The organism is Vibrio sp. 10N.247.310.98 (assembly GCF_041467395.1).
In the GTDB taxonomy this organism is placed as follows: Bacteria; Pseudomonadota; Gammaproteobacteria; order Enterobacterales; family Vibrionaceae; genus Vibrio; species Vibrio crassostreae_C.
Genome location: NZ_JBFSUL010000071.1, coordinates 1 through 26,357, shown reverse-complemented (window position 1 = coordinate 26,357; position 26,357 = coordinate 1). Strand labels below are relative to the sequence as shown.

Sequence of the window (26,357 nt, the reverse complement as noted above, 5' to 3'; positions counted from 1 at the left end):
TCAGTCCATGCTCTTCACAAAAAGCGCGTTGGGTAACACTGCTGCTTTCATATTGTTCAAACAGTGTTTGCCATTCTAGGTTGGTGCGTCGTTTTACCATTTCAACTCTCCTTTGGGTTGGAGAGATGATCTTATTCTTCGTGCTGGTTAATTAGAATGCGGGGTTCGTGACACGCTTACATTTATCATAATAGGAATATTGAACGCCGATTTTTTTAGGTTTGATTGTTTTCGCTTAATAGAATGTCCAGTTTAAATTGTGCCGATCATAAGTTAGCCTCACGGAATAAAATCCGTAAGTAACGAGTTCTTCTTAGCCAAAACGGTTTTCACAAGCTTATGAAGCTTATTCGTATGTCCCTTTCTAATATTATGCTTCTCAACGAAATGACTTAAATTGAGAGGCCTATCATGTGCAAACTATCTAGCTACAGCAAATACCAAAAGCGTGTAATCAAGTTCTTAAATGACCAACTTGGTACCGATACGCCTTTCACTTATGAAAGAACCCAAACAAATCACTTAAAAGTACTTATTGATGGTGTGCCTAAGCCTATTTTTACTGGGTCGACGCCATCTGATTTTAAATCCATTAATAATTTCATGGCTGAAGTAAAGCGTGAAATTAGAGCGAGTAAAGTTGAAGAGGATGATTGCAAACCGACTCCTCAATTACCAAATCCGATAGTGGTATCTAACGATAAGCTAATACAGGGGTGCATCAAATCGCTGCGCACACGCTTGCCTGTTTTGAAGTCTCAAGAAGAAACTCGTGTTTTAGAGACTCATGAGTTAGAGGATATCAACTCGAATCGCTTAGATGCGGTAAAACATTCTATCTCATTCGCACTACAGGCTCGTAAAGACGGTGTTTACATAAAGCGAAATGAAATGAAAGAGCTTGAGCAAGCAATTCTAAAGCATTTAAATTTCATGCTGCCAACAATGGCTTATTACGCTGAACTTCTCGTTAATAAAAACAAGTGTAACCAGAAGAGTCTTGAACCTTTACCTGCAGAAACCGTGATGAACGAGTCTGATGTTCGAGAGTTTCGAGCTACGACTGTCGTGAGCATAGATTCTCCGTCGAGAGAGAGGGAGAAAGAAGAAAGCCTAACCACTTCTAAAGAAGCAAAAAAGCAGAACATTGCTCATTCAGGTAAACAAACCAAAGATTCCGCCTTAGAGTTGATGACAATGTCAGCGGATAATCGAGTGAGTTTGCTACGAAATCTGACCAAAGCGCAGGCACTAACACTCATTGATGACTTAAACTATGCGTTAGCTTTGAACCGCGAACAAGATATTGAAGCCGTTGTTGAGTTAATCCGTGAAAAAGACCTGCCTTTAGAAGCCATCATTTCTCGTTTAGAGGCCGCTTAAGGTGAAAAAAATTAACCCGCTATCGTTTAACAGTTTGGTGTTTGAATAATATGAAAACTTCTTTAGCAACTATACCTACTAGTTCAATAGGATATAACTTTGATATCGTTATTTGTCATTGGAGCGATCGCTTAACGGCTTATCGCAACTATCCAGATGGTAGACAAGATATGATTGAGGGAGGTATTGGTATTGGCCTAGATTTTATCTGTAATGAGGCGACCAGAGATGGGTGGTTATCTGCCATTCCTAAACCGTTGTTAGCTCAGAGTGAAATTTTTCCAGATCACCAGTACCAAATGCTCTGGCTTGCAGCTAATAGTGTCAACGCTAGAGAGATACTAAATGTCCGACCGATTATTCTAGCGATGCTCTGTGAGCATTACCCTGTTGATAATGAACAGGCTCTAGGACTAGCAAATCAGGGACAAAGAAAGATCCTAGAGCAACTTGGACTTGCAGGCACCAAGTCTGCGTTAAGATTTATCGATAAGTTAGATTTGACGTATGAACGTGCGGGGGAAATCTTCCACGTGATGAAGCTCCTTGATGCCAGAACTTGCCATTATAAGAGGTTCAGTCATTACAAAAAAATCAACTTCTCTAGCTTATCATTAGACAATACACATCCATTTCTGACAGGTACACGTCTAGGTCAATCATTGGAGAACATCGGCTACACAACGCGACTAAAACTAACGTTATGCATCGAAGATTCATTGCGACTTGGTCAAGCGTTGGGAGTACAAGAGCCAATGCAAAACATTGTTCGCCTTGAAAACAATGAGGCTTTGGTTGCGTTGCATGATGATTGGGTGCAAAGACATAACTTAGCTCGAACACAGTCTATGAGGCCCATTGACGCCAATATACCCTATATGCTCTACCTTTGTAAGACAGACAAGATAGAGCAGATCCAAGATTATGATGACCTATGCAAGGAAGGCGCTGAGATGCGCCATTGTATCGCTGTTTATCATAACCGTATTGCTCAAGGTCGGTATGCTGTATTTAGACTTTTTCAACCTGAGCGAATGACCATTGGGGTTAGTATTCTTCCCGGCAAATCATTTCCCTTTGAAATCGATCAAATTGCTGGCGCTCGAAATAAACTAGCAACCGAAAGTACCCGTAAAGTTATATTTGATTGGCTTGAATCAGCAAGAAAAGCCAAGATAAATTGATTGTTTTTTGTAAGCTTACCAATATCCCACACATTTTATTTTAGGTAAACGGGTCACATAATCAAAACGTAATATCGTATATCGTAGCAGTCCAATAAATCGTGACAAGGAACCTTCATGAATCTTATGCAGCAGTACCGATATAAACGCTACATAGCGAGGAGTCACGAGTTGGCAATATTGCGAGGATAAAATCGCCCAATAGCCAGCGGGCGATTCAATAACCCACTCACCATTCGATAATCATCAATAAACAGCGTCAGCAGTAGGAGCACTCCTTGGCCTTAATTGAAAGCAAATATATTACCACTCTGTTCAGTGAATTAAACCAATACGGCCTGCGTGGTAACAGCGCATTATGGTCCATCTTACCCGTCGAGTTAATCGCCAATAGCGACCGCTACACCACCGTAGGCTTACTTAAATGGGTGGATGATTACGTTGTGACACTACTTGAGCAAGCAAGGCTTGCATCGAGTGAAGCAGTACTAGTCGGATGGCGAGCAAACGACAGCAATGACATCTATATCGAGTCTCTTAATCAAGGTGGTATGTCGGGTGGGCTACTTGATATACGTTATTGGCAAGAGGTGATGCGGCCAATGCTTGAGCAGCGCTGTCTGCAGCTAGAGCAAGGGTTACAGTTTAAGCAACAGCATCATTTGGAAAGCGTGTTTTTTATTGGCGATCTTCATGCTCAGCAAGATAAATTAACCACTTTGCTCGACAGCCAAGGGCTACCAGAACAGAGTGATGACTCTAATACCACCATTGTCTTCATTGGGGATTTAGTTGATAACAGCCCAAATTCAGCAACCGATCATATCGCGACGCTGAATACGGTTAAAAACTTAGTCGACAATAAACAAGCGCTTTGCTTACTAGGCAACCACGAGTTTAATGCGGTGGGTTGGTACCTAAAGGGCGCTGACGGAAAGCACCTTCGCGATCGCAGTAAAGCAGGCAATCAAAAACAACACGCGCATTTTCTCGCGCAGGTTGGTGAAGACTCGCCATTACATCAACATTGGGTCGAGTGGTTTATGACCCTGCCTTTGTATCTTAATTGTGGCGATATTCGTGCTATTCATGCCTGCTGGCACGAAGAGAGCATCGCACGCTTAGAGCAGTACCTTAATCCAGACCGTTCACTAAAATCAGAACATTGGGAAGAGGCTTTTAACCGTAATCACGAACTGTTTGGTCTAATTGAAACTCTGCTTAAAGGGCCAGAAGCACATTTGCCACAAGGCATTAGCTTTGCAGATAAGAATGGCATTGAGCGTAACGACATTCGTGTTGCTTGGTGGAAAGACGAGTACGCAGTAGATAGCTATCGAGAATTGGCGGTGATTCCAGCTGCTCAAAAAACATCCATTCCCGATACGCCCGTTGAGTGTGGTGCAATGGCTTACAACACGCCACCTTTGTTTCCTGTCATCGTCGGCCACTACACACTCCCCCTGACACCGTTTCCGCAACCTGTGAGCGAGAGTGTCGTGTGCGTTGATTATAACGCCGCGAAGGAAGAGAACCCATTGGTGGGCTATCACGCTTATCTGCCCGGTTGGGACGAGTCACCCAACGAGTTAATCGGATCGCATGGCTTTGCGTATGCGAATGAACTGAACTGTGCTGAGGTGGTTAGCAACGGTATTACTCAACTGCTAAACGCGATGTTAGCCACGCTACCGGCAGCAAAAGCTGACAATGGCTTTTCTCAAACAGTGAGTGAAGTGCTGCTAACCGAATGGGACCCAATTGGGGTTTATGCCCCTGATGAGGTGGATGAAGATTTGGCGGAAGAGTATTCGCAATACGAGCCTGATGTTAATCGGTTGGCACAAACAGGCAATCTTCAGCAACTCGCGGCTTATTTACTGTTAACTGAGCAGCATGTTATTGGTGTTGAGCGAGAAGATGGCGCAGATTACTGCACAAAAACAGCGTACAAATTGGTAGAAAAATGGTCAGAGCTATTATCACAACAAAGTGAAGGCGATTTTGATAGTTTGTTCTGATAATTATTCGATATTTTTACAGTTACTCCAAACCGATGAGTTCTAAATGACTAAATATACAAGAAAAGCCAGTAAACATGGCCAGAAACCAACCTACACATTTACCGAAGTTAATAATCGAACGCTCAACGTGGTTAGAGACAATGATGGTGATCTGTTTGAGTACAATTTTTCTATTGGGCACAAATTTGAAACGTACGCTGGTACACCAGTAGAAATGATTGGTCTTAACCCTAATGGGGGGAACCCAGATTCAGGCTACTACATCATTGTGCGAGAAATTACACCGGAAGGTTTAGGTAAGTTAACAGATGTCAGCGCACAGAATCAGGTTGATAAAATTTATTGGGGTCTTAAACAAGCTGATGATTCTTCGATCAGTGGTGAAATCAATACACAAGAGCCACAGGAGTATGTTGAAGGAGCTGTTAAACAAGTCACTGTTAATAAATATGAAAGGGATCCAAAGGCAAGAAAAGCATGTATCGAATATTACGGTACAAGATGCCAGATTTGCAGTTTCGACTTTGCGAAAAAGTACGGACCTCATGGGTCGGGGTTCATTGAAGTTCATCATATCAAGCCCCTTAATACCATCGCTAAAAGCTACAAGGTAGATCCAGTTAAAGACTTAATCCCAGTCTGTTCAAACTGCCATTCAATTTTACATCGAGGAACAAATCCTCTGAGTGTTGACGGCTTACGCTCAATTCTGAATTAAGGGAGTAAAATGATGGAAAATGAAATAGTTCAACGAATTATCGCACATTTTAACAATGACGAATGTCTCGTTACAGGTAAGAAAAGCTATGAAGCGACCCTAAGAGGCAAGACTATCATTGTGAAGTGCAATGGCTGCATTGAAGAAAATATTAAAGTGCTAGATGATGGTTCTATTAGACACAAAGAGATGACATTTAATAGCTTCGTTGAATGGCTATATTGGTATGAGATGTAAGCTTATAAGTCGCTATCATTTACGCGCTTCAATTAGAATACCTCTCGTCAATGAAAGGTATCTATCATGTACAAACAATCAGGCTTTGCTCTATTTAAGAGCATAACCTTGATGTCGTGGTGATCCCCACTCGTGTAAAGACTTACAAATAACTGGCACTATTTCCGACTTTTGCTGCATAAAATGTTATGCATTGTTTCAGAGGAAATATATAACTCAATTGCATACACGGTCATCGTAATAAGAGCAATTATTTGATATAAGGTATGCAATTCAAATTTGGAGTATCAATGGCTTATGGCGACTTCTTTAAACTTCGAACTCATTCGTGAACATAACGAAAAACTGGCAAATTTAGGATACCTCGCTGAGCAGATCCTACATTTAGACCCTGGCAGCGCGATTACGCGATTGCGTGGCTTTGCCGAAGAAGTCACCAAAGAGATTTATGCCATTGATGGTTTAGCAAGGCTTCCGCAGGCAAGCTTTATGGAACTGCTAAAGAACGATGCTTTTATTGATGTCACTGAATCACGCCTTCGAGATCAGCTTCATTTCTTGCGAGTAGAAGGGAATGACACTGCACATGGTGGTGACGGTTCGACGCGTAAAGCTTATGCGGCACTGGGTACAGCTCACTCTTTATCTCAATACCTTGCGATTAACTATTACGGCTTTCAAGTATCCGAGCTCAAAGAGCTTGTATACCCAGAGGCACCTACCTCAAACTCTTTAACGCAAAAGCAACTTGATAAAGTTATTGAAGAGAACGAACAGAAGCAACAAGCGCTGTTTGATGAATTAGAGCGCGAGCGCCAGAAGCGACAAGCAGCAGAAACTCAGGTCGAGCTAACGGCTGAACAACTCAAGCAAGCAAAAGCACAGGCGAAATCGCGTAGTCAACAAACGGCGAACAGCCTTCAATGGGATGAAAATAAAACTCGTCAGTTGTTAATTGATACATTACTGGCTCAGGCGGGTTGGGATATTAACGATCCAGAAAAAGTAGGCATTGAAGTTGAAGTCGAACACCAACCGACAAACTCCGGAGTAGGGTATGTTGATTATGTTCTTTGGGACGACGACGGTACGCCACTTGCCGTTGTCGAAGCGAAACGTTCGCGTGAACATATGCAAAAAGGCAGGGAGCAAGCTCGCTATTATGCTGAAGGTCTAGCAAAGCAACATAACTGTCCAGAGCCGATTGTGTTTTATACCAATGGCTATGAGATTTGTATTTGGGATACCAAGCAATACAACACCTATCGTCAGGTGTTTGGCTTCTATTCCAAAGATAGCCTGAAGTTTTTGCAATACCAGCATTTACATAAAGATCCAAATTTAGAACAACTCAACCCTAGCGCAGACATCGCAGGTCGACCTTATCAGATTGAGGCGATCAAATCGGTGACCAACCAATTCCAAAATCAGCGCCGTAAGGCACTGATTGTTCAAGCAACAGGAACGGGTAAAACTCGTGTATCCATTGCATTAGTTGAGTTGCTACTTCGTTCTCGCTGGGTTAAGCGCGTACTATTCTTGTGTGACCGTAAAGAGTTGCGCCGTCAAGCCGATGGAGCGTTTAAAGACTTTTTACCAAGTGAACCGCGTTGTGTCATCGGGGAGAAAAACCAAGTCGACCAGTCAGCTCGTGTATTCGTCTCGACTTACCCAGGTATGATGAACCGATTCTCACAATTGGATGTAGGCTTCTTTGATTTGATCATTGCCGATGAATCACACCGTAGTATCTATAACCGCTATCGTGACATTTTCGACTACTTTGATGCAATGCAGGTAGGTTTAACTGCAACACCAGTCAAGTTCATTGCGCGTAACACTTATGACTTGTTTGGATGTGAAAATGGCGACCCAACCTTTAACTTCGACCTAGCAGAAGCGATCTCGCATGAGCCACGTTTCCTAAATCCATTCAGAGTAAAAGAGTTCACTACCGAATTCTTACGTGATGGTATCCACTACAGCAAACTCACTCCAGAACAACAAGCGCAGCTTGAAGAAGATCTCGGAGAAGAAGAGGCGCAAAATACCACCATTAAAGGCAAAGACATTGGCAAGAAGATTTTCAGTGTCGAAACCGACAGTGCCATCCTAGAGAACTTGATGGAAAATGGCATTAAAGATGCCACTAAGTCGCTAGTGGGGAAAACCATCATCTTTGCGCAAAACCAAGCGCATGCTGAACAACTTGAGAAACTCTTCTGTGAAGATCTGTATCCACAATACGGCAGTAAAGTGTGTAAGGTGATCCACAATGCCGTTGATCGACCAGAAGCTCGAATTGACGAGTTTAAAAAGCCAGATAACGATTTCCGTATCGCTATTTCAGTAGACATGATGGACACCGGTATCGATGTTCCAGAAGTGGTCAACCTTGTGTTTGCACGCCCTGTGAAATCTTGGGTGAAGTTCTGGCAGATGATTGGGCGTGGTACAAGACTTTGTCCAGATCTGTTTGGCCCCGATAAAGACAAAGAAGAGTTCTTGATTTTCGACCACTATGGCAACTTTGAATATTTTGAAGAAGAGTATGTAGAAGCAGACACTGGCGTTAGCCGTTCACTGCTGCAAACCGTCTTTGAAGCACGCTTACAACTTGCCGATGAAGCTCAAAAGCGTGCCGACGTTAAAGCCTTTGAGCTCGCTTGCGCGCAGATGAAAGCGGATATTTGTGACCTACCCGAAGGCGCAATTGCCGTTCGCCGTGAGCTGAGAAACGTAAAACAGCTCCAAGAAACTGATCAGTTACTCCAAATGAATGGTTCCACTAGGCATTTACTGGAAACTACAATCGCGCCTCTGATGGGAAATCGCACACTAAAAGACAAAGATGCCTCAATGCTGGATCGCTTAACCTCACAAATTCAAAGTGCGCAGCTATCTGGCAGTAGCGAGATCGAGAACCTAAAAGCGGATTACATCTCTCGCTTACAAAACCTAGCAGTGACCATTACAGAAGTGCGCAAACAAGGCGATGAAATCGCAAGAGTGCAAACCCAGAAATACTGGCAAGATATTACGCTAGAGCAGCTTGAAAACACACGCACTAAACTGCGTGGGGTTATGAAGTTCAAAAAGAAAGAACTGTCTCCCTATGAGAATATTCAAACAACCACAGCACAAGATGGCGAGGTTCGTGAAACTGACCGTGTGGTGGTTATCGGTGATGAAACGGAAGCCATGGTTTACCGTAAGCGTTTGAAAGACATTCTCGATAAAATGCTCGCTGATAATCCTGTATTACAGAAGATTCATAACAACCAAGCAGTGACAGAAGATGAACTAAAATCACTGACTTCAACAATTTTAACGCAGCACCCCGGTGTTGATGCGAATGCCTTGAACGCATTTTATGGCAGAACGTCACAAGAACTGAGCCAAACGTTGGTTCAGTTGGTAGGCTTAGACGCCGATCTGGTCAATCAACGCTTTACCGATTTCATTCAAAATAACCAACTTAGCTACAAGCAAGTGCAGTTTTTGAATCAATTGAAACGCTTTATTTGTCAGAACGGGCGTATCAAAGTCGCAGATTTATACGAGGGGCCGTTTGAGCGCCTAACCGATGGCGAAGGCTTAGATATCTTCACCGATTCAAAAGCGGACGAGCTTGAAGCGTTAATGCAGCCATTTTTGATGCCACATTAACCAAACGGTCATTCAAAACACCGAAAAGGGAGTTTGTAAGGTTACGAACTCCCTTATTCATTATAAAATCTCATAATCTACACCTCTTAACTTTGTTGTTTGCAAAGTTAACAGCCACTAAAAGAAGAGCGCATTATGCTAACTGGTCAATTACGTAACGATATCGATGGTCTGTGGGAAAAGTTTTGGACAGGTGGGGTAACCAACCCGCTAGTGGTAATTGAACAGATCAGTTACCTAATGTTCTCTCGCATGTTAGATATGCAAGAAACCACGGCAGAGAAAAAGGCTAAACGTACAGGTAAACCGTTTAATCGCCAGTTTCCGGAAACGCCTGAAGGTCAGTTACTGCGTTGGCAAAACTTCAAAAACATGTCGGGTGCAGAACTGCTTCCTCACCTGCGTAACAACGTTTTTCCTCACTTTTCTGATATCGAGCTAAACGGTTCAGACATTGCGCAGTTTATGGCGGATGCTGATGTGGAGATCCGCAGTGAATCGGTACTGCTATCTGCTGTTGAAATGGTTGATAAGCTTCCGCTCGAGCAGAGTGACGTTAAAGGTGATATCTACGAATATCTACTGAGTAAGCTCTCTTCTGCTGGCATTAACGGACAATTCCGTACACCTCGTCATATCATCGACATGATGGTTGAAATGCTGGATGTGCAACCAACAGATGTGATTTGTGACCCTGCGTGTGGAACCGCGGGCTTCCTTTCTCGCGCAATGGAATACCTAACGCGCACTCACACCAGCCCAGAAAGCATTTACCAGGATGAAGACGGCAATAACGTTTACACCGGTGACATGTTGCACGAATACCAAGATCACATTAATAATAAAATGTTCTGGGGTTTTGACTTCGACACCACAATGCTACGCGTTTCAGCAATGAACATGCTGCTACACGGGGTAAGCTCTGCCAATATCACCTACCAAGACAGCTTGAATAAGAACTTTGCAGGCAAAGCGCAAGAAGAGAATTTCTTCGACAAAATTCTAGCTAACCCACCGTTTAAGGGTAGCCTAGATGAGCAGTCGGTAAATCCGCAAGTGCTTTCAATGGTGAAAACCAAGAAAACCGAGCTGCTATTTGTGGCGTTAATCCTGCGCATGCTTAAGCTAGGCGGCCGCAGCGCAACCATCGTGCCTGATGGCGTCTTGTTTGGCAGTTCAAAGGCACACAAAGACTTACGTCAAAAACTGATTGAAAACAACCAATTAGAGGCAATGATCTCACTACCTAGCGGTGTATTTAAGCCGTATGCTGGGGTATCTACTGGAATTCTTATCTTCACCAAAGGCGGCAGCACCGACAATGTTATGTTTTATGACATGCAGGCAGACGGCTATTCACTAGATGATAAGCGTAACCCAATCAAAGATAATGATATTCCAGAAGCTCTCGCGAAATGGAAGCGTTATAGCGAGCTATACGAAGCGAATGATACAGCCACATTGAAAGAAGAGTTTGGTGATAAAACGCAGAAAGCCTTTATGGTTTCAGCTGAAGACATTAAAGCGCAAAAGTATGACCTTTCTATCAACCGCTACAAAGAAGTGGTGTATGAGGAAGAAGTGTATGAGGACCCTAAGGTGATTCTTGCTAAGCTGAAAGCGCTTGAGAATGAGATTCTGGCTGACTTGAATGAGTTGGAGGGGATGTTATGAGTCAAAACTTTGTCTCATTGGGAGAAATAGCTCAATTTATCAATGGTGACCGAGGGAAGAACTACCCTGCTAAAGGCTCGTTTGTCGACGAGGGTGTAGCTTTCATAAATGCAGGCAGTCTAAGCCAAGAACATAGTATTGACTCTTGTAGCCTTAATTACATTACTGAAGCAAAGTACGATTCATTAAGTAGCGGCAAAGTAGCTCAAGGAGACATTCTATTTTGTCTTCGTGGCTCTATTGGTAAATTTGCGCTAATTACAGAGCAAATGACAGGGGCTATTGCATCATCATTAGTTATTGTCCGGCCTTCTGAAAAAGTGTTCACGGGTTACTTAAAACACTATTTTGCTAGTAACCTTTGTAGACGTGAAATAGATAATTTTGAAAATGGTGCTGCGCAACCGAACTTGTCCGCAACCGATTTAAAAGAGTTTAGAATCCCGCTCCCACCGCTAGTAGAACAAAAACGCATTGCAGCCATTTTAGATAAAGCTGATGCCATCCGCCAAAAGCGCAAGCAAGCCATTGACCTAGCCGATGAGTTCCTACGCAGCGTCTTTTTGGATATGTTTGGTGATCCGGTGACTAATCCGAAAGGGTTTCGAATGTCCGTTCTCAAAGAGTTTTACATGGATGAGAAAACAGGAACAAAATGTGGTCCTTTTGGTAGTGCATTAAAAAAAGAAGAGTTTGTGGAGACAGGGGTCCCTGTTTGGAACATGGATAATATATCATTGAGTGGTATTTTCTTTGATTCCCCGCGCTTATGGATTACACCTGAAAAATATGAGCAAATATCTTCTTATGGCGTGGAAGATGGAGACGTGATCATTTCTCGCGCTGGAACTGTAGGGAAAATGGGAGTTGTACGGACGAAGTTTGAGGATTCACTGATTAGTACCAACTTAATCCGAGTTCGCTTTTCCAACCGTTTACGTCCTGAATATTTTGTGTCACTTATGACATACTGTAAAGGTCGTGTAGGTCGCCTTAAAACAGGTCCGGATGGTTCATTCACACATATGAACACTGGGATCTTAGATAAATTAGAGTTTCCATACCCACCGATAGAACTTCAGGATAAGTTCATTGAAGTTCTTAAATGGATCAACTCTAATTTGGACAAACAAGTCAACTCAGAATTAAATGAGTTATTTGAATCGTTATCCCAAAAAGCCTTCTCTGGCGAATTGTAAACCCAAACCTAAGATACTTATTCAAATTAGCAATGCTGAGGTTCTTCAGCATTGCTATCAACAACAATGGCCACCCTCTATTGCCAATCCCGCTCAAACCCTTAAATGACTAACAGGCTCAGTTACGAAAACGGGTCATCAAAACTTGAACTGCTGCAGCCAAAACTGTCATCGTCAAATAGGCTAGTGTCATCGAAACAACTGTTTGTACTGTCGTCGAACAAACTGTTGTTCATGCTATCGTCACTCAGTGAACTGATCGAGTCGTCAAAGAGGCTAGTACTATCAAAGCTATCTGATGAATCTATGCCGAATGGATTGCCTTCCACATCCACACCTCCTATGCCACCGATCATAGGTAACCCGTTTGCAGGGTTAATTGCATTGTCATCGAACGTTGTGGTGTCTTCTGAAAACAGAGTGCTTTCAATAGTGTCGGATTCAAACAGATCATCCTGTTCGTTATCGGGCGTGGTGTCTGAATGTTCACTATCTGAAGCTGAATCTGAAGTTGAAGCCATAGGGGGAAAGTCGTTTGTCTCAGTCATGTGAGAGACGAAAAAGTAGCTAAAGACTCCGATGAAGATCCCGAAAGGTATGGCCAGCGAACCAATCATGAGGCCGATGGCAGGAAAAAGAATAGCTAAGACATATTTCATATAGAGCCTCATCACTCGGCATGTTAGAACAATAGGTGTTCAAATCATCGTTATGCCTAAACAATAGCAACCCCACCATTTTGTGTTGTTATCAATGTTGAGATTTGCAGTCCATCCTTCACTAAATAGTATTGACTCAATCTTTAATTTGTATATGTGATGTCAACTCTATAAATATATGCAATTTGATGATAATAGTATGAGTTAACTCGCTGATTTGTATCAGCATAACCACTCAAAGTTAATGATTACCGCTGAACATGAATATCACCAAGCTATCTCTAACCAACTTCCGCTCATTCCAGCAAACACAAACTATCGAGTTTGCACCCGTCACCTTATTGTTCGGCCCAAATAGTGTCGGTAAGAGCAGTGTCCTTATGGCTCTGTTTTACTTACAGCATGTTATCAATAAGGGGCAATGTGACCCTCAGCGAATTGAAGCGCTCGGAAATAAATACGTTGGCGGCTTTAAGAATCTTATTAACGGTAAAGATCTCTCTAAAACCATGGTAATCAAGGTTGAGTACCAGAAACCAAAAAATCAAGCAGGACACAGCTTCGATGATAGCACTTGGTTTATTGAGGGTTTACATCAAAAAGCGGCTCAGTTAGGTGAGTCTGTATCTGAACCTTTACTCAATATGAGTAGCCCTAGTGAATGGGCCGACGAGATCGCGATTGAGTTTGAAATCAAGTGGTCTCACGCTGAAAAAACAGCGTTTGTCTACCGCCAATCTGTGTGGTTAGACAACGAGTTCATTCTGGAAGTGAAGAACACCAAGCCGAACGACAACGCTGAAGTGAGCCGAGTTAACTATCTTCATCCTTTATTTAAAACGGATGACGAAGATGACACAGAAATGGCTTATCGGGAAGATGGCTCCTGCGGTGAATTTCATCACCATGTTTTAGAAGCAGCAACCTCTACCCCGATAGATGTATTGTTACCGAATAGTCAACGAAGGTTTGTTCACGCTCCATTTCACTTTCAATCTCGATCAGGTGCACTACCAAGGCTAGATAAAAGGTTAGAAACGAGCTTAGAGTCCGAACATGACTTGATTACTCGCAGAATCGAGGAGATTTTTAGTGATGTGATTGTCGCATCGCTCGCCAACCTAAACGATGTTCTTTCAGACAGTGTTGCTATTGGGCCGCTAAGACAAATTCCTGATTCTACTTTCGATGCTGAAGATAAGGTGATTCAAAAGGATTGGTACTCGGGTAAGGCGAGTTGGGACACCATTTTCAATGCCGATATGGAGGTGGTTCATCGAGTTAACCGCTGGATGGCAGGCCGTGATTGGCTTGATCTTGGTTATGCCTTGGTTGAAAAGTCTGAGCAAGGGCGGATCGACTATATCAGTGATGGCGATAAGTTTAGTGATTTCACACGTAGACAACTGGATGAAGCGTCGAGCGAAGGTGTCAACCATAAGTATTTTTCTTCACGAGAGTATCAACACGACGTGGTTACCTTGTGGGACCTTTCAAATGATATTGAGGTGTCAGCGAGTGACGTTGGTGCCGGTATTTCACAAGTTTTCCCCTTGGTGGTTGCAGCAGAATCGAACAAGCGTGGCCTGATTTGTTGTGAGCAACCTGAATTGCATTTACATCCCAAAGCACAAGTTTCATTGGGTGATTTGTTAACTCAAACAGACAGTAAAAACCACTACCTCATTGAAACTCACAGTGAGCATCTGATCCTGCGCTTACTTCGCCGTATCAGAGAAACGACAGATCAAGCGTTGCCAAGTGGCTTTACGCCAGTTAGCAAAGCGGATCTCTCTATTGTCTACCTAGAGTCTTCTGATGCAGGAGTTGTGGCACATAAAACACTGCTTACCGATGATGGTGATTTAGAAACAGGTTGGCCGAGTGGTTTCTTTGATGAAAGAGATGAGGAGCTTTTCTAATGTACAAGGAGATAGCACTCGACCCTCACTGTATGTCGGAGTATCACTATTATGCGTTGCTTAAAAGTGCCTTTGGTTTTGAAAATGGTCGGTATTTGATAGCCCCAACTAAAGAGTGGGTCAGGGAGGCGTATCAAAGTGTTAAGGCTTCCGATATTGCGCCAACTAAGAAAAAGTCAGTGACTAATTTTCTTAATAAGTTGCAGCGAGATAAAGCGAATCCTTTCATTGTGTTACCAAAAGATCGAGCAGATTCAACACTGCAGAGTGGGTATGAGAATTGGCTCAATTGGATGACATCACAACACTCACTAAGAGCATTCAACGCCGTTGTGTCAGAGCAAGCGGGCGCAGAACATATCAATTATGAGCAGATCATTGATGGAGACACGAGTTGGTCGATTCCTCCAACACTTTGGATCGATAAAACCGAGCACAATCTCTTAGAGGTGACTGTTCCACTACTGAATGTGGGAAAAGATCTAATCATTGCGGATCCCTATTTTAAACTCCCAGGTAATGCATTGCTCAAAGCTATTTTGCGTAGGGCCACATCCTCAGGTGTTCGCACCGTGAGTATCGTGACCACAATGGATTGCAGTAATTTATCAGGTGTTTTTGAACGCGAGTATCAAGCTTCAATGGTTGATTTACCGTTGGTGAATTATATCCGTGTACCACATGGGTTTATACACGATAGATATCTGCTCAGTGATAAAGCGGCCATAAAAGCGGGGCAAGGCTTTTCAACAGCACCTGAAAAAGGCCTGCAGTCGGATCGATTAAGCATCAGTTTGTGCGGTTTAGAAGAATATAGAGAAACCAAAGCGTGTATCGACGAGTATCAAAACAAGCATCCAGAAATGTGCACGCGTTTGGGTGAATAATAAAACAATGGCTTAGATAAATATTATGGAATTACAGTTTAAGGATGTATCCGGTAAAGACAATATTGGCGATTTTACTTGGATCCATCAATCAGGGCGTCAGGCACTTATCGCAGACCTGGTATCGGGTTGCGACGTTGCTAGGGGGATAGACCTGCTAAGTAGTTGGTTAACCGTGAATCAAACTAATGAGCTGTTTGTCGCGGAACAAGTGATAGAAGATCTGCATCAACTCTTTTTCAACAATGGGGTTCAATCTACATTTGGCATCATCACTCAGAAGGCAGAAGAGTTTGAATTGTCTTGGGTAGGAAATATTCGGCTTTATCGAGTTGAGAAGGGGGTTAAAAGAGCCGAATCTCGCGGCTTTGAATCACAACCTATTTCTGTTGTTGGTAGTGAGGTCACGCCTATCGTTCATCACATGAACCTTGATAATGATGGGATTTCGAAGTTCATTTTAACCAGTGACGGTTTAAGCAGCCAAATGATGTGTGAGCTTAATTTAACCTCTGATGCTCTAACCAGTGGCCAACTGCAAAAAAAACTGCTTCCGGCGGTTGTTGACCAAGACTGGTCTGCACTTATCTTTCCGATGTCGAACTCGCACTCTTTTGTAGAAAATGACTGGCCATACAATCCGTTTGTTGGGGCACAAGAAGAGCGTTTACATGAACGCCGAGGCTTAGCTGAATTAGCAACACAACTTTTCACACAACCGCTTTTCGAAGGTTTTAGAATTGTCTCTTGCCCGCCGATCTTGAGTGAAAACTCATCCCGTTTGTTTGATGGACTGCTTATTTATCCGTTTGGTGTGATTCCGCTTGAATTGAAAGATCATCACGGCAGTATCGCAGTTGATATGTGCACGAACAAACGAAACAGCTTGTTGGTCGATAATGATATGGGTCGCACTTACCTCTCGAATCCGGTCACTAAGCTCAGAGAAGCCTTAAGAAGGTTTGGTGATCTACCTGAGTTAAAAGCGTTGCTGCCAGAATTAAAAAATACTGGCTTAGTACTGTTTACGAATCGTAACGCCAATGTTGAGTGTATTTATGATGGCCAAACGGTTTCGGCTCCTTTTATGGAGATGGGTGAAGTCATCGTTGCGCAAACCGAGCAGGTGTCTTCGCTACTCGTTAAGTTCTGCCGCTCTCGATTCGGTAAAAAACCAAAACGGCGTTTGTTTGAATCGGAAATAAATCAGCTCGTTCAGGAACTGACGGCATCTCCTGTTGAACAGTATCAAGGTGCCATCACCGTTGGAGATTATGAAGTAGAGCTGGAAGCGGTTGAGTCGGAATCAACAGATTACTTTACCGTTTACAACGCCGTTCTATTTAACGAACAGGTTTGGGCGAAGTGCTTTAATTTAGATCACTTAAGTGCTGTACATCGCCAAACCGAGCTCAAGAGCTTGGGCCGAGAAGCTCTAGTGCTTAAGCGCTTAAGCCGAGTGGATGGGGTTCAACGCTATCAAGATAAGGAATTACTTGAAGACAAGTTTTATGTGTTCGTTGAAAAAGCTCCTGCTGTAACACTTGAACAATGGCTTAGTGCGAACCCTACAAGAGAAGAAAAACTCAACCTACTGATCGAATTAGCAGAAACCATCCAACAGATTCAGAGCGTGGGTGACCCCGAGATTATTCATCGAGCCATTAACTTATCAAATATTCGTGTCACCGAACGAAGCGAGCCAATGTTGATAAATTTCGAGTTATGTCAGCAAGAAATGGTTGCGACACTGCCCCTAAATGCTAGAAGAACGTTCGAGCAGAAGTACCAAGCGCCGGAAGTAAATGAACCTGGTCAGTCTTTAACGTTTTCTTCCGATATTTTTAGTCTGGGATTAGTCGTGTTTTATTCGTTAAGTGGGGAACTGCCGTTTGAGCAATCGACAAAAGAATTAGTGAGTAAGGGGCGCCGCCCAGCGTATTGGAAACAGCTGTGCCAAAAGTTAGAGCTATCAGGACAATATGCTGAGTTTTGGCAGAGAATACTTCACGTTACACCTAAATACCGTCCAACAATTGAGCAAGTGATAGAGGTCTTAAAGACATGGAAATGACAACAAATGGCTATGCCAAACAATACCCCAAGGAAAAGGTAATCTATCAGTGTGAAGCGACGAAACGTGCTTTTTATCGCGTCAAATTGCCTCAGCTTGGCTTGTATTACGGGTTAAAAGAGATTGAGGTCGAGGATCTTAAAGCTAGTAAAGCCATTAAAAATGAGATTGTTGCTCTGAACCGTTTGCCGTTTGGTGTTGCAGCTAAGTGCCATCAATATTGGCAAGAGGGAAAGAAGCATTATCTTCTCATGGACTGGGTTGAAGGTAAGCCTCTTAATGAGTTTGTAACGACGGCACCAAATAATCGTAGAGAGTTTGCACAACGCCTGCGCTTGGCAGAGAAAATTGGTTGGAAGTTGGTTGAACTTCATCGTTATCGTGTTACCCATCGAGACCTGAAACCAGAAAATATCATTGTGCACAGTGACAAAAATCAGAATGTCGCCGGAGTCAGTTTTATTGATTTTGGTTTATCCAACCAAAAGCGTTACCTTGAGGAAGGGACAGCACATTATCGCTCCCCGGAGCAAGAATTTGTGAGACACGTGAGCCTCACACAGTCGTCGGACATTTTTTCGTTCTGCCAACTTATTCACTATTTATTGACGGGCCAACCATTGGTACTTCAGCCAAATTTTGATAATTCGGATTGGGATGAGATGAACATTCACTTGCCTACCTCTATACCATCAAAGCTCCGTGATGCATTACAACAGGGGCTAACGTTCGACTGTAGTCAGCGTAGTAAACAAGTATTTACTATCGTCAAAGCCTTACAAGAGGCATCTAAGCAACTCAATAGCAAGGGGTAATCGTAATGTCTGCATACAATCAAACTGTGCCTTTTTGGCCGGAAGATAAATCAGCTAAATATAATTCCGTTCTTCCTCTATTGTATCGTTTAGAAAACAATTACTTGGACAAAAACTGGCCTGACAATGGTGAAGGGCAAGAGGCGGTTATAAGCCAACTAAAGTTAACTAATAAAGCTTGGGCTTCTTCATTTAAGCCGAAAGATACCGTCATCGTTACCTTACTTATTGGTAAATATAAAATCACAATTAATGTTGCCAAGAGTGAAGAAAAACCTAGGCTTTGGATAAGTCGCATTTATTATGCCAACAACCAAGACCGTCAGCGTATGCTGGAGCACGGGACTTTGCTTGAATTCGATGGTATTGAGTTTCTGACTGGCCGCGAATTTGGAAATGGATTGGAAGCTCGTGATATTAGGTTTAAGTATGGCTTGTACGCAACCGAGTTACTCGATGCAATCAATTCTCCATGGAATGTGGAGGGCGAGGAGCTAGAACCAGAACAAGCAGAAGAGGAGGCGCTTTGCTACGAAGAGCAAGAGATGATCGATGTGTTGCGCTGTTTCATTGATTCTGAATATGAACTCGAAAGAATTGCGGCTCAGCAATGTATGCCTTTCAATGCGACCTCTATCAGCGCTCGAAGTGAGCGAACAACCTACCGTCTTCACTATGAAATTACGTTAGATGAATTTGATTATTCCCGCTTACTTGAAGTACAACCAACGCTGCTCGAAATGCTCGACGAAATGCGAGAGCCAACAGATATATTATTAGAGGTGGCGGATCTCACCCCTGTAGAGAATGAACCTATCATTCACGTTAGCATCGAGAAACAAGCGTTAAATTCACAAATACCAGATCAAGCGCTTTTGGCTATTGCGGCTCTACCGACGTTAAAGAAGGTAAGAAATTCTGTTGTAGATTCTTTAGAGTCAGAGTCATCCAAAAACCCATGGTTGTTACCTTTAGCCGCTAAAGTGTATCAACATGAGCCTCTTACCCCAGTTAACGTTCCATTACCTCCAAGTAAATTTCCACCGACACAGTCGCAAGTCAAAGCGATTGATAGTGGTGCGGGTAGTAATGATTACACTTTGGTTCTAGGGCCTCCGGGCACAGGTAAAACCACGGTTATTCTTCAGTGGGTGAAGTACTTCGCGGCGCAGGGTAAACGTGTTCTTGTGACATCGCAAAACAATAAAGCGGTCGACAATGTTCTAGAACGTTTGGCTGAAGAAGACGATTTTGAGTGTTTACGTATAGGCAACGAAAATAAAATCAGCTCTTGCTTGGAGGACATTACACTCGATAATAAAGCCGCTGAATTGCAAGCGCGTATGTTTAGTTCAGCCGATGAGACACTGAAAAACCTAGAGTCTCAACTCACTTATATCCATGAACTGCTTGCGAGTAGAAATGAAATTATCGCGAAAATGGATAATGCAGATAAAGCTCAAAGTGATCACATCCATCATCTTAATAGGCAGAAAAGCTTACACGTAGAGTTGGCTGAAATAGAATCGCATATTCTTTCTCACGACAATGTTATTCGTCGATTAAATGCTCAATTAAAAGAAATTGAGCAAAAAGAGTGGCCGATTTTTAAGTCTGTTTCTCGATGGATAAATACTAAAAAGACCAATCTAGTCAATAGCCGTATAGAAAGCTCTCATATAAAGTCCGGAAAACTTAGCGAATCACGAACAACGACTATAGCCTCTATTGCCAATACAGAGAAGTCTATAGAGGAAGCTCAACAGCTTATTGAAAGCTGTAATCAACAGATTGATGGTTACTTTAGAAAGGTCACTTCCCTAGTTGATGAGGTAGTTCTGCCAGGGCAGTCTGAGGAAAGAGTAACGAAATTAGAACTGGTTCAATTGGATGAACTATTGCGTAAAGTTTCGGGTATTCATAGCAACCTCACGCAGTGGTTCAATAAATTGAAAACCGAGCGTCAACAGGCGCTGTATAAAATCTTAATCGAAAACGTAAACGTGGTTGGTGCTACTTGTATTGGTATCAATACCAAAGCCCTATTTAGAGAACTCGACTTTGATGTTGTGATCGTAGATGAGTCTGGTCAGATACAACTACACAACTTGATTGTCCCTTTGTCCCGAGCCAATAAAGCGATATTAGTAGGGGATCATAAGCAGTTACCGCCTGTCGTCAGTGATGAAGTACTGGAAGAAGTTGAAGCTAAAGACTTCGGTGACTACAAAGACCTTTATCGACTGAGTTGGTTTGAGCACCTATGGAATGCCGCTCCGGACGACCGAAAAATCATGCTGGATACACAATTCCGCTGTCCTTCCATTATTAGTGATTTTGTCTCGGAAGCTTTTTATGAGGGCAACTATTTTGCTGGTGTCGGTATGGATAAGAAAAAGCCGCTACTGTCATATTGCCCACAGCCGATGATTTGGATAGACACGACTTGGTTAGAAAATAAAGGTGAAAAGTCGACATCGGAAGAAGGCAGAGCGGTGGTGCAAGATAACGTTTGTGAGACAAATCTAGTTATTGAGCTTCTTAAGTCTTCAATTCAGGAGATGCCAGAACTTGCTGAGAACCGAGAGATAGGGGTTATTGTACCCTACGCAAATCACGTGAAAGCTATCCAGAACGCAATACGCAGAGAACAAAAGCGTGGTGAGCTACTGGAACTCAAGATGCCACTAAATGAACTGGTTGCTTCTGTAGATAGTTTCCAGGGGCAAGAACGAGATTTGATCATATTCACATTCACGCGTTCGAATCGACAAGGTAAGGTTGGATTCCTTGCGGATTGGCGCCGACTTAATGTTGCTCAAACACGAGCTAAGAAGCAGCTTGTAATGATCGGTGATTCTCAAACATTGACTAAAGGTGCAGACCGAGATAGTGCTCATGATGTGGAATTCAAGAGAGCGATGGTGCTGCTGAAGAGTCAGTGTTATGAGAAAGGGGCGCTAATCCAAGCGAGCCGTTTTCTGCCAAACGAAAAGGTCGTTAAGCGCCCAAGCGTTCAAAACAAATATAGAACGACACACAATCCTAGCTCTAAAACAATGTTGGTAAGTGAAAATGGCTAAAAAGAAAACAAATAGTAATCCTTACTTCAATGTCTTGAAGAGTTACGCTGAAGTACTAAATTCTCAGATCGGATCTGATGAAACGCTCTTTTATGTTCGAGATAGTCTGTTACCTATTCTAAATGTGAAAATATTGGTAAAAGAGCGAAGTAGAGAGGAGTTAAGTGATATAGATTTAATGATCTTCAAGTTGATAGAGCAAGGTGTCAGTTCTGTTCAATCTATCGTAACTTTGACTGGTTTAGCAGAAAAACTTGTCACAAAGCACTTGAGTGAAATGGCAGGCCGTTCCTTTGTTACTTTTATTGATGGAAGGTTTAAATTAACAGCGTTGGGGGAAGAGACGCTTGAACACGGTGTCCCAATTCGCACCGTGCAGCGAGCCTATCGCTATTGTGCTGTTTCAGAACAACTGCTGCCGAAAGATGCGTATAAGTTACCTTACACCGAGGTAGATAAGCTTCGCTCTAGCGACTTTACACGTACGATTAGCTCGAACCATATCTTAGAAGAGTCTCAATTAGTTAACCTTAAAGGATTAGACTTATCAAAGGTCAGTTCGAAAAGAGCACTTGGTATTACCGACGAAGCATTATCCTTTGACGAGATTATTGGGTACTCATCTGGTTATCTTCAAACACGGGTCTTTTTGGTCGGCAAAAATAAGCCTCAAAGAGCGATTGTGGCATTTGGAGAAACCTGCGTTGAATATGATTTAGAGGGAATATTGGCGACAGTTACAGCATTAAATGACGAAAATATCATAGGTAACTTAAACGAGTTTCATCAAAGGCAAAAGGTCTCTTTTGGAGATGGAGAAGTCACACTTGATGAGTTCGGTCTCCCAGTTGTCAATATTACGCGAGCAAATCTCGATTGGTTGTCAAAAGGGTTAGAGTCAGGGCAGAAAGCCATCCTTATGTGTGGGACTCAAGCTTTACCTGCTAAGCCTATAGGCTTGAAAGCTTGGGGTAGGCTATCAAGTATATCTGGCTTGACCATTCGTTACTGTCTGCTTGAGGAAGAGTTACAAAAGGATGCATCTAGCCTAAGGGAGTACACTGATTTATGTGATTCGTATATGAGAATTCCTCGAGACGAAAGACCTTATTCAAAGCTAAGTGCTTACATTGAAAATACACTATCGGTGGAAGAGATAGAGCATGTACGTGTACTTGCTGAGCGCTATTCTATAGCTAGGATCAGTAATAATTTACCCAAGACAGAGGCGGTTGAAGCTTAATGGCTGAGTATAAATGGCAGGGGTGGGGATTTTTACCGCTCTTTATCTCAAAGAAATCATTTTTAGAACTTGTGAACTCAGGAAATTGGAAACATTGGAGCGAAGATTTACAAGATCATGAGATCAAAGATATAAGACGCTTCTATACTCGATCTAGTGCCGATTTGTTAAGGCCAATGAAACAAGGTCGCTACGTGTTTGAAGCTAAATTGAGTGATAGCCCGTTGTTATCTTTGGTACCTAATCAACAATCGTTTAATCACGAATTTTCGGTCTGTATTACCAAGCTACAGCTTCTCCAAATGGGCGAGGTGAGTCTGCTTTATTTGCATTTTGAATCTAGCGATAACCTAAGTGCAACTAGTATTGCTGAGCTCAATAGAACTGTTTTTCAATGGGAGCCGAGAACGGAAAGGCATAATGTTTGTCTATGGGAGGATTCAGAACAACAAAAGAAAGGATTAAAGCAACACATTAGTGACTTACTAAGCCTTCCTCTAAGCAATAACAGCCACTATGAAGAAGATGCTTTTGGTCATGAGCTTGTTAGTTGTTCTTGGATTAAGCAAGTAAGTGATTTTGACCAATCTGACACTATTTGTGTGAGTGAGCTTAGCGCAGGAATCAATTTTTCTAACCCTAGGTATAAGCTCTCTGAAAACGAAAAACAGAGGCTTATCGAGAACCAATTTCACTACTGGTCTGATTGGCGCTGTCAATTTAATCTGAATCGTCTTGTTTTTGTAGATCAAACCCCAGGAGAATCATCACTAAACTGGAACTTAGCGACGAACCAGTACTATCTTGATTTGTTAGCCGCGGTAATTTGCCAACGAACAACGCTCGGTCGTTTTAAAGATGAGATGATTTTAAGCCCGAACAAACAAAGAGCGAGGCTTTACGAACGGATATCCCTATTTAGACGATCGTATAAAATGTCTCATGTCTCTACTTACCCTTTTGCAGAGAGATTGTATCAATATCTGTGCTGCCAAGCAGATTTAGAGTTAATAGAACAAAAAGCATTCGTCGAGCTGGAGCATAACCATGCGTTATGGAAGCAAGAGAAAGACGAATCATCCAACACGGTTTTGTTGTTAGTATCACTTGTGGCTGCTTTGCTCGTCCCCGCCAGCTCTATAGCCACAATTATGGCATTAACAAAAGAACAAATGAATCTAACCTTTTGGGCTATATCTGGAAGTATCACTCTAGTTACCGCGATTGTAATGGTGTGGCCGCCACTTAAACGTTATTTGAAAAGTAAAGATTGATGAGAGAACCAGAATCGAGCAGTAATTTTGTAATTGAACTTATTATCGGCATTGTATTGGTTGTGTCTCTTGATTCGGCCTTAATAGCTGTACTAAATATTAGCTTAGTACGGCTAACTGGTAACCAATTGGTGGATGTTTTGTTAATGAGTTTGTTCTTTTTTGGTTTGTATATGACAAAAGTATCACTGTGGCTAAGGGTGCGATTAGTGTCTTTTATCTATAGGTTTTGCAAGTAAACTTCTTAGCTACTTTACCCAAATATGACTCTTTCTATAAACTCTCAGCTCAAACACGCAGGGAGTTTCTCATTTTGAGCATTCATAAGCTTAAGAATACCAATCTGAATTATCTAACTTTTATCATAGCGTTCGAACAAACAAGGGTTTAGCGCATATGACGATACAATTGGTAAAAATTCAAGGTGATGAGACACCGCTGTTCGCCCCGTTTTCTGGAGTTCAAATTGCAGGAGAGGGCGTGCAGAGTTGGGATAAGCTTGAGGAAGATCCGACGTTTCTATTCGGTTTTTGTTTAGAAGCTGGTGAGTTTGTTTATATCAACAATGAATTATCTCAAGCTGTTGGTTTTGATATTTCTGATGTTGAACTTACGGTAGAGCAGCTTTGTAGCATGCTGAAAGTTCGCAATGGTGTTTGTATAGAGCACAATACTGGCTGGGGCGGTAGCTACATTGTAGCGTTTGGGGAACTAAGTGAATGCTAACACAAGGTGATATATGCCCACATTGTGGTTTGATAATCATGATGCCAACTGACTTAACTCCAGAGTGTTTAGGCTGTGGAAAGATTATCAATCAGGAAACAGACCAAACAGATGGTGACGAATTTTATGGTATCTAGACGATAGCAGAACTATTAAGTCCTTCTTTTTCATACAAGACCAAATAACTTAGTGAGCCTATTTTGAAAAATATTTTGGTAGCCGTAACAGGCGCAAGTCCTCAAGTCCTAACTGAAACGTTGTTTGCATTGAATCATCAAGGTAAAACAATGCCTGATGAAGTATTTGTGATTACTACCGCTAACTCTAAGCTAACGCTAGAAGAAGGGTTATTTCAAGATGGTCATTGGAACAAGTTAATACAAGATTATCAACTTCCAGACATTAAGTTTAGTTCTGACAATATTTGGTTGATCTCTGATGAAGAAGGCAATGTGTTAGATGATGCAAAGGCCGAAGCAGACCAAGTCGTCATGGCTGACTTTATTACACAGAAAGTAGAGGAGCTGACTCGTAATGACGATGTTGCGATTCATGCTTCAATTGCTGGCGGACGAAAGACAATGGCTTTTTACATGGGCTACGCAATGTCTTTGTATGGCCGTGAGCAAGATGTGCTGAGTCATGTGTTCGTAGACGATGATTTTGAGTTTGTGAGTGAATTTTATTACCCAACTCCTTACGACAAGTACATCGTCGGGAGAGATAAAAAAAAGGTCGTAAACACCAAGGACGCTAATGTCACCCTGGCTGAAATCCCGTTTGTAAGAATGCGTCGTCAGGTTGATGAGTCAATTTACAACCAAATGCAAAGCCATTCGTTTTCAAAAACTGTATCAGCTTTGAATAGCGCTCATAGCTCGGAAATTAAAGTAAAAATTTCGACCAAGGATAAGACATTAGATGTGGCTGGTGTACCTGTAAAACTTACAGCTAAAGCGCTAGCTATTTACTTATTCTTCGTCAAAAAAGCCATGAGGACGGAAACGTTGGGGCGAATATTTGAAGAAGACGTTGACCAAACACGTGAATATTTAGAAGTATTAGACTCAATGAAAGCCGACGTGCGTTTGTACAAAAGCATGGGTTTAGAAGATGAGGGGCAGTGGCGTCAGAATGATTTTGAATTGACACCTAAATTGACGAAAGACTTTGTACGTCAGTCATTAAGTGCATTCCATAAAACGTTAGAAGGGCGTTTAGTTCCAGATATCGTGGAAAAAATCAAAGTGCACTCTGATGGTGCCAAAGCCGGTGCGAGTTATAGTGTCAATAGTGGTATTACTATTGAGGTAGATGGGCTGGTTGTCTGAACCTAAACCTAAATCGCAATAGTTTGAAGCTAATTTGAGCTGGCATTGGACTGTAACAAGGTTCAATAAGGTCAGTTCTAAACTTAAGTAACACCAGAAGTAACATTTTTAAATTCTATTTTTATAATTCCCATACTAATCAATTTGATATATTGGATAGTCGAGTCCAGTAGCGGCACCAAATTCGTTCTTCATGAACAAACAAAAAAGGTTCATCGCGGCTTTCCGGGGAAAGCCGCTTTTATCTTCAAGAAG

General features: G+C 42.3%; 19 protein-coding genes. 17 read left to right on the top strand and 2 right to left on the bottom strand.

Going from position 1 to position 26,357, the window contains the following annotated elements; genetic code table 11:
- Positions 1-100 (bottom strand): IS66 family insertion sequence element accessory protein TnpA (tnpA, locus tag AB6E78_RS20350; protein WP_408063625.1); only part of this gene is annotated, 100 nt, incomplete at its 3' end.
- Between the two features lie 311 nt (positions 101-411).
- Here tnpA and AB6E78_RS20345 point away from each other — a divergent pair.
- The 8 genes from AB6E78_RS20345 (at position 412) to AB6E78_RS20310 (ending at position 12,088) form a co-directional block, all read left to right on the top strand.
- Positions 412-1,383 carry a hypothetical protein gene (locus AB6E78_RS20345; protein WP_372134061.1) on the top strand — a complete coding sequence of 324 codons (972 nt, stop codon included), beginning with the start codon at positions 412-414 and terminating at the stop codon, positions 1,381-1,383.
- 50 nt (positions 1,384-1,433) lie between these two features.
- Positions 1,434-2,567 (top strand): PcfJ domain-containing protein, encoded by a 1,134-nt coding sequence (locus AB6E78_RS20340; protein WP_372134060.1) that lies wholly within the window; start codon positions 1,434-1,436, stop codon positions 2,565-2,567.
- A 278-nt stretch (positions 2,568-2,845) separates the two neighbouring features.
- The gene (locus AB6E78_RS20335; protein WP_372134059.1) at positions 2,846-4,588 is read left to right on the top strand and encodes a metallophosphoesterase; all 1,743 of its coding nucleotides are present in this window, start codon (positions 2,846-2,848) and stop codon (positions 4,586-4,588) included.
- 46 nt (positions 4,589-4,634) lie between these two features.
- Positions 4,635-5,309: an HNH endonuclease gene (locus AB6E78_RS20330; protein WP_017072273.1), complete on the top strand. Its 675-nt coding sequence runs from the start codon at positions 4,635-4,637 to the stop codon at positions 5,307-5,309.
- 12 nt (positions 5,310-5,321) lie between these two features.
- The gene (locus AB6E78_RS20325) at positions 5,322-5,546 is read left to right on the top strand and encodes a hypothetical protein (RefSeq protein ID WP_017072272.1); all 225 of its coding nucleotides are present in this window, start codon (positions 5,322-5,324) and stop codon (positions 5,544-5,546) included.
- 297 nt (positions 5,547-5,843) lie between these two features.
- Positions 5,844-9,215 carry a DEAD/DEAH box helicase family protein gene (locus AB6E78_RS20320; RefSeq protein WP_372134058.1) on the top strand — a complete coding sequence of 1,124 codons (3,372 nt, stop codon included), beginning with the start codon at positions 5,844-5,846 and terminating at the stop codon, positions 9,213-9,215.
- Positions 9,216-9,350: 135 nt separating this feature from the next.
- On the top strand, positions 9,351-10,889 hold the full coding sequence (locus AB6E78_RS20315; protein ID WP_372134057.1) for an N-6 DNA methylase: 1,539 nt from the start codon (positions 9,351-9,353) through the stop codon (positions 10,887-10,889).
- Positions 10,886-12,088 (top strand): restriction endonuclease subunit S, encoded by a 1,203-nt coding sequence (locus tag AB6E78_RS20310; protein WP_372134056.1) that lies wholly within the window; start codon positions 10,886-10,888, stop codon positions 12,086-12,088. The genes AB6E78_RS20315 and AB6E78_RS20310 overlap by 4 nt, the downstream gene beginning before the upstream one ends.
- Before the next feature lie 122 nt (positions 12,089-12,210).
- Here the strand turns inward: AB6E78_RS20310 and AB6E78_RS20305 are convergent, their stop codons facing one another.
- A complete protein-coding gene (locus tag AB6E78_RS20305) occupies positions 12,211-12,636 on the bottom strand; it encodes a hypothetical protein (protein WP_372134055.1) in 426 nt (141 codons plus the stop codon).
- 371 nt (positions 12,637-13,007) lie between these two features.
- Here AB6E78_RS20305 and AB6E78_RS20300 point away from each other — a divergent pair, with 371 nt between their 5' ends.
- From AB6E78_RS20300 to csm6, 9 genes are all read left to right on the top strand, one after another.
- Entirely contained in the window at positions 13,008-14,669 is a 1,662-nt protein-coding gene (locus AB6E78_RS20300) for a DUF3696 domain-containing protein (RefSeq protein ID WP_372112812.1), read from the top strand.
- Entirely contained in the window at positions 14,669-15,556 is an 888-nt protein-coding gene (locus tag AB6E78_RS20295; protein WP_372112814.1) for a hypothetical protein, read from the top strand. Before AB6E78_RS20300 ends, AB6E78_RS20295 begins: the two co-directional genes overlap by 1 nt.
- Before the next feature lie 25 nt (positions 15,557-15,581).
- On the top strand, positions 15,582-17,630 hold the full coding sequence (locus AB6E78_RS20290; RefSeq protein WP_372134054.1) for a protein kinase family protein: 2,049 nt from the start codon (positions 15,582-15,584) through the stop codon (positions 17,628-17,630).
- Positions 17,621-18,445: a serine/threonine protein kinase gene (locus tag AB6E78_RS20285; RefSeq protein WP_372134053.1), complete on the top strand. Its 825-nt coding sequence runs from the start codon at positions 17,621-17,623 to the stop codon at positions 18,443-18,445. Before AB6E78_RS20290 ends, AB6E78_RS20285 begins: the two co-directional genes overlap by 10 nt.
- 5 nt (positions 18,446-18,450) lie before the next feature.
- Positions 18,451-21,528, top strand: coding sequence for a DEAD/DEAH box helicase (locus AB6E78_RS20280; RefSeq protein ID WP_372134052.1), 3,078 nt, complete (start codon positions 18,451-18,453; stop codon positions 21,526-21,528).
- On the top strand, positions 21,521-22,771 hold the full coding sequence (locus AB6E78_RS20275) for a hypothetical protein (RefSeq protein ID WP_102320124.1): 1,251 nt from the start codon (positions 21,521-21,523) through the stop codon (positions 22,769-22,771). The genes AB6E78_RS20280 and AB6E78_RS20275 overlap by 8 nt, the downstream gene beginning before the upstream one ends.
- Positions 22,771-24,045: a hypothetical protein gene (locus AB6E78_RS20270; protein WP_017071517.1), complete on the top strand. Its 1,275-nt coding sequence runs from the start codon at positions 22,771-22,773 to the stop codon at positions 24,043-24,045. Before AB6E78_RS20275 ends, AB6E78_RS20270 begins: the two co-directional genes overlap by 1 nt.
- A 396-nt stretch (positions 24,046-24,441) precedes the next feature.
- Entirely contained in the window at positions 24,442-24,771 is a 330-nt protein-coding gene (locus tag AB6E78_RS20265; protein ID WP_136982980.1) for a hypothetical protein, read from the top strand.
- Positions 24,772-24,971: 200 nt separating this feature from the next.
- The gene (csm6, locus tag AB6E78_RS20260; RefSeq protein WP_017071513.1) at positions 24,972-26,102 is read left to right on the top strand and encodes a CRISPR-associated ring nuclease Csm6; all 1,131 of its coding nucleotides are present in this window, start codon (positions 24,972-24,974) and stop codon (positions 26,100-26,102) included.
- Positions 26,103-26,357 lie beyond the last annotated feature (255 nt).

Coding starts and splice junctions, on each gene's coding strand:
- AB6E78_RS20340 (WP_372134060.1), top strand. CDS start 1,434: ATGAAAACTTCTTTAGCAACTATACCTACTAGTTCAATAGGATATAAC.
- AB6E78_RS20265 (WP_136982980.1), top strand. CDS start 24,442: ATGACGATACAATTGGTAAAAATTCAAGGTGATGAGACACCGCTGTTC.
- AB6E78_RS20305 (WP_372134055.1), bottom strand. CDS start 12,636: ATGACTGAGACAAACGACTTTCCCCCTATGGCTTCAACTTCAGATTCA.
- AB6E78_RS20325 (WP_017072272.1), top strand. CDS start 5,322: ATGGAAAATGAAATAGTTCAACGAATTATCGCACATTTTAACAATGAC.
- AB6E78_RS20310 (WP_372134056.1), top strand. CDS start 10,886: ATGAGTCAAAACTTTGTCTCATTGGGAGAAATAGCTCAATTTATCAAT.
- AB6E78_RS20330 (WP_017072273.1), top strand. CDS start 4,635: ATGACTAAATATACAAGAAAAGCCAGTAAACATGGCCAGAAACCAACC.
- AB6E78_RS20345 (WP_372134061.1), top strand. CDS start 412: ATGTGCAAACTATCTAGCTACAGCAAATACCAAAAGCGTGTAATCAAG.
- AB6E78_RS20280 (WP_372134052.1), top strand. CDS start 18,451: ATGTCTGCATACAATCAAACTGTGCCTTTTTGGCCGGAAGATAAATCA.
- AB6E78_RS20315 (WP_372134057.1), top strand. CDS start 9,351: ATGCTAACTGGTCAATTACGTAACGATATCGATGGTCTGTGGGAAAAG.
- AB6E78_RS20275 (WP_102320124.1), top strand. CDS start 21,521: ATGGCTAAAAAGAAAACAAATAGTAATCCTTACTTCAATGTCTTGAAG.
- AB6E78_RS20320 (WP_372134058.1), top strand. CDS start 5,844: ATGGCGACTTCTTTAAACTTCGAACTCATTCGTGAACATAACGAAAAA.
- AB6E78_RS20290 (WP_372134054.1), top strand. CDS start 15,582: ATGGAATTACAGTTTAAGGATGTATCCGGTAAAGACAATATTGGCGAT.
- AB6E78_RS20270 (WP_017071517.1), top strand. CDS start 22,771: ATGGCTGAGTATAAATGGCAGGGGTGGGGATTTTTACCGCTCTTTATC.
- AB6E78_RS20285 (WP_372134053.1), top strand. CDS start 17,621: ATGGAAATGACAACAAATGGCTATGCCAAACAATACCCCAAGGAAAAG.
- AB6E78_RS20300 (WP_372112812.1), top strand. CDS start 13,008: ATGAATATCACCAAGCTATCTCTAACCAACTTCCGCTCATTCCAGCAA.
- AB6E78_RS20295 (WP_372112814.1), top strand. CDS start 14,669: ATGTACAAGGAGATAGCACTCGACCCTCACTGTATGTCGGAGTATCAC.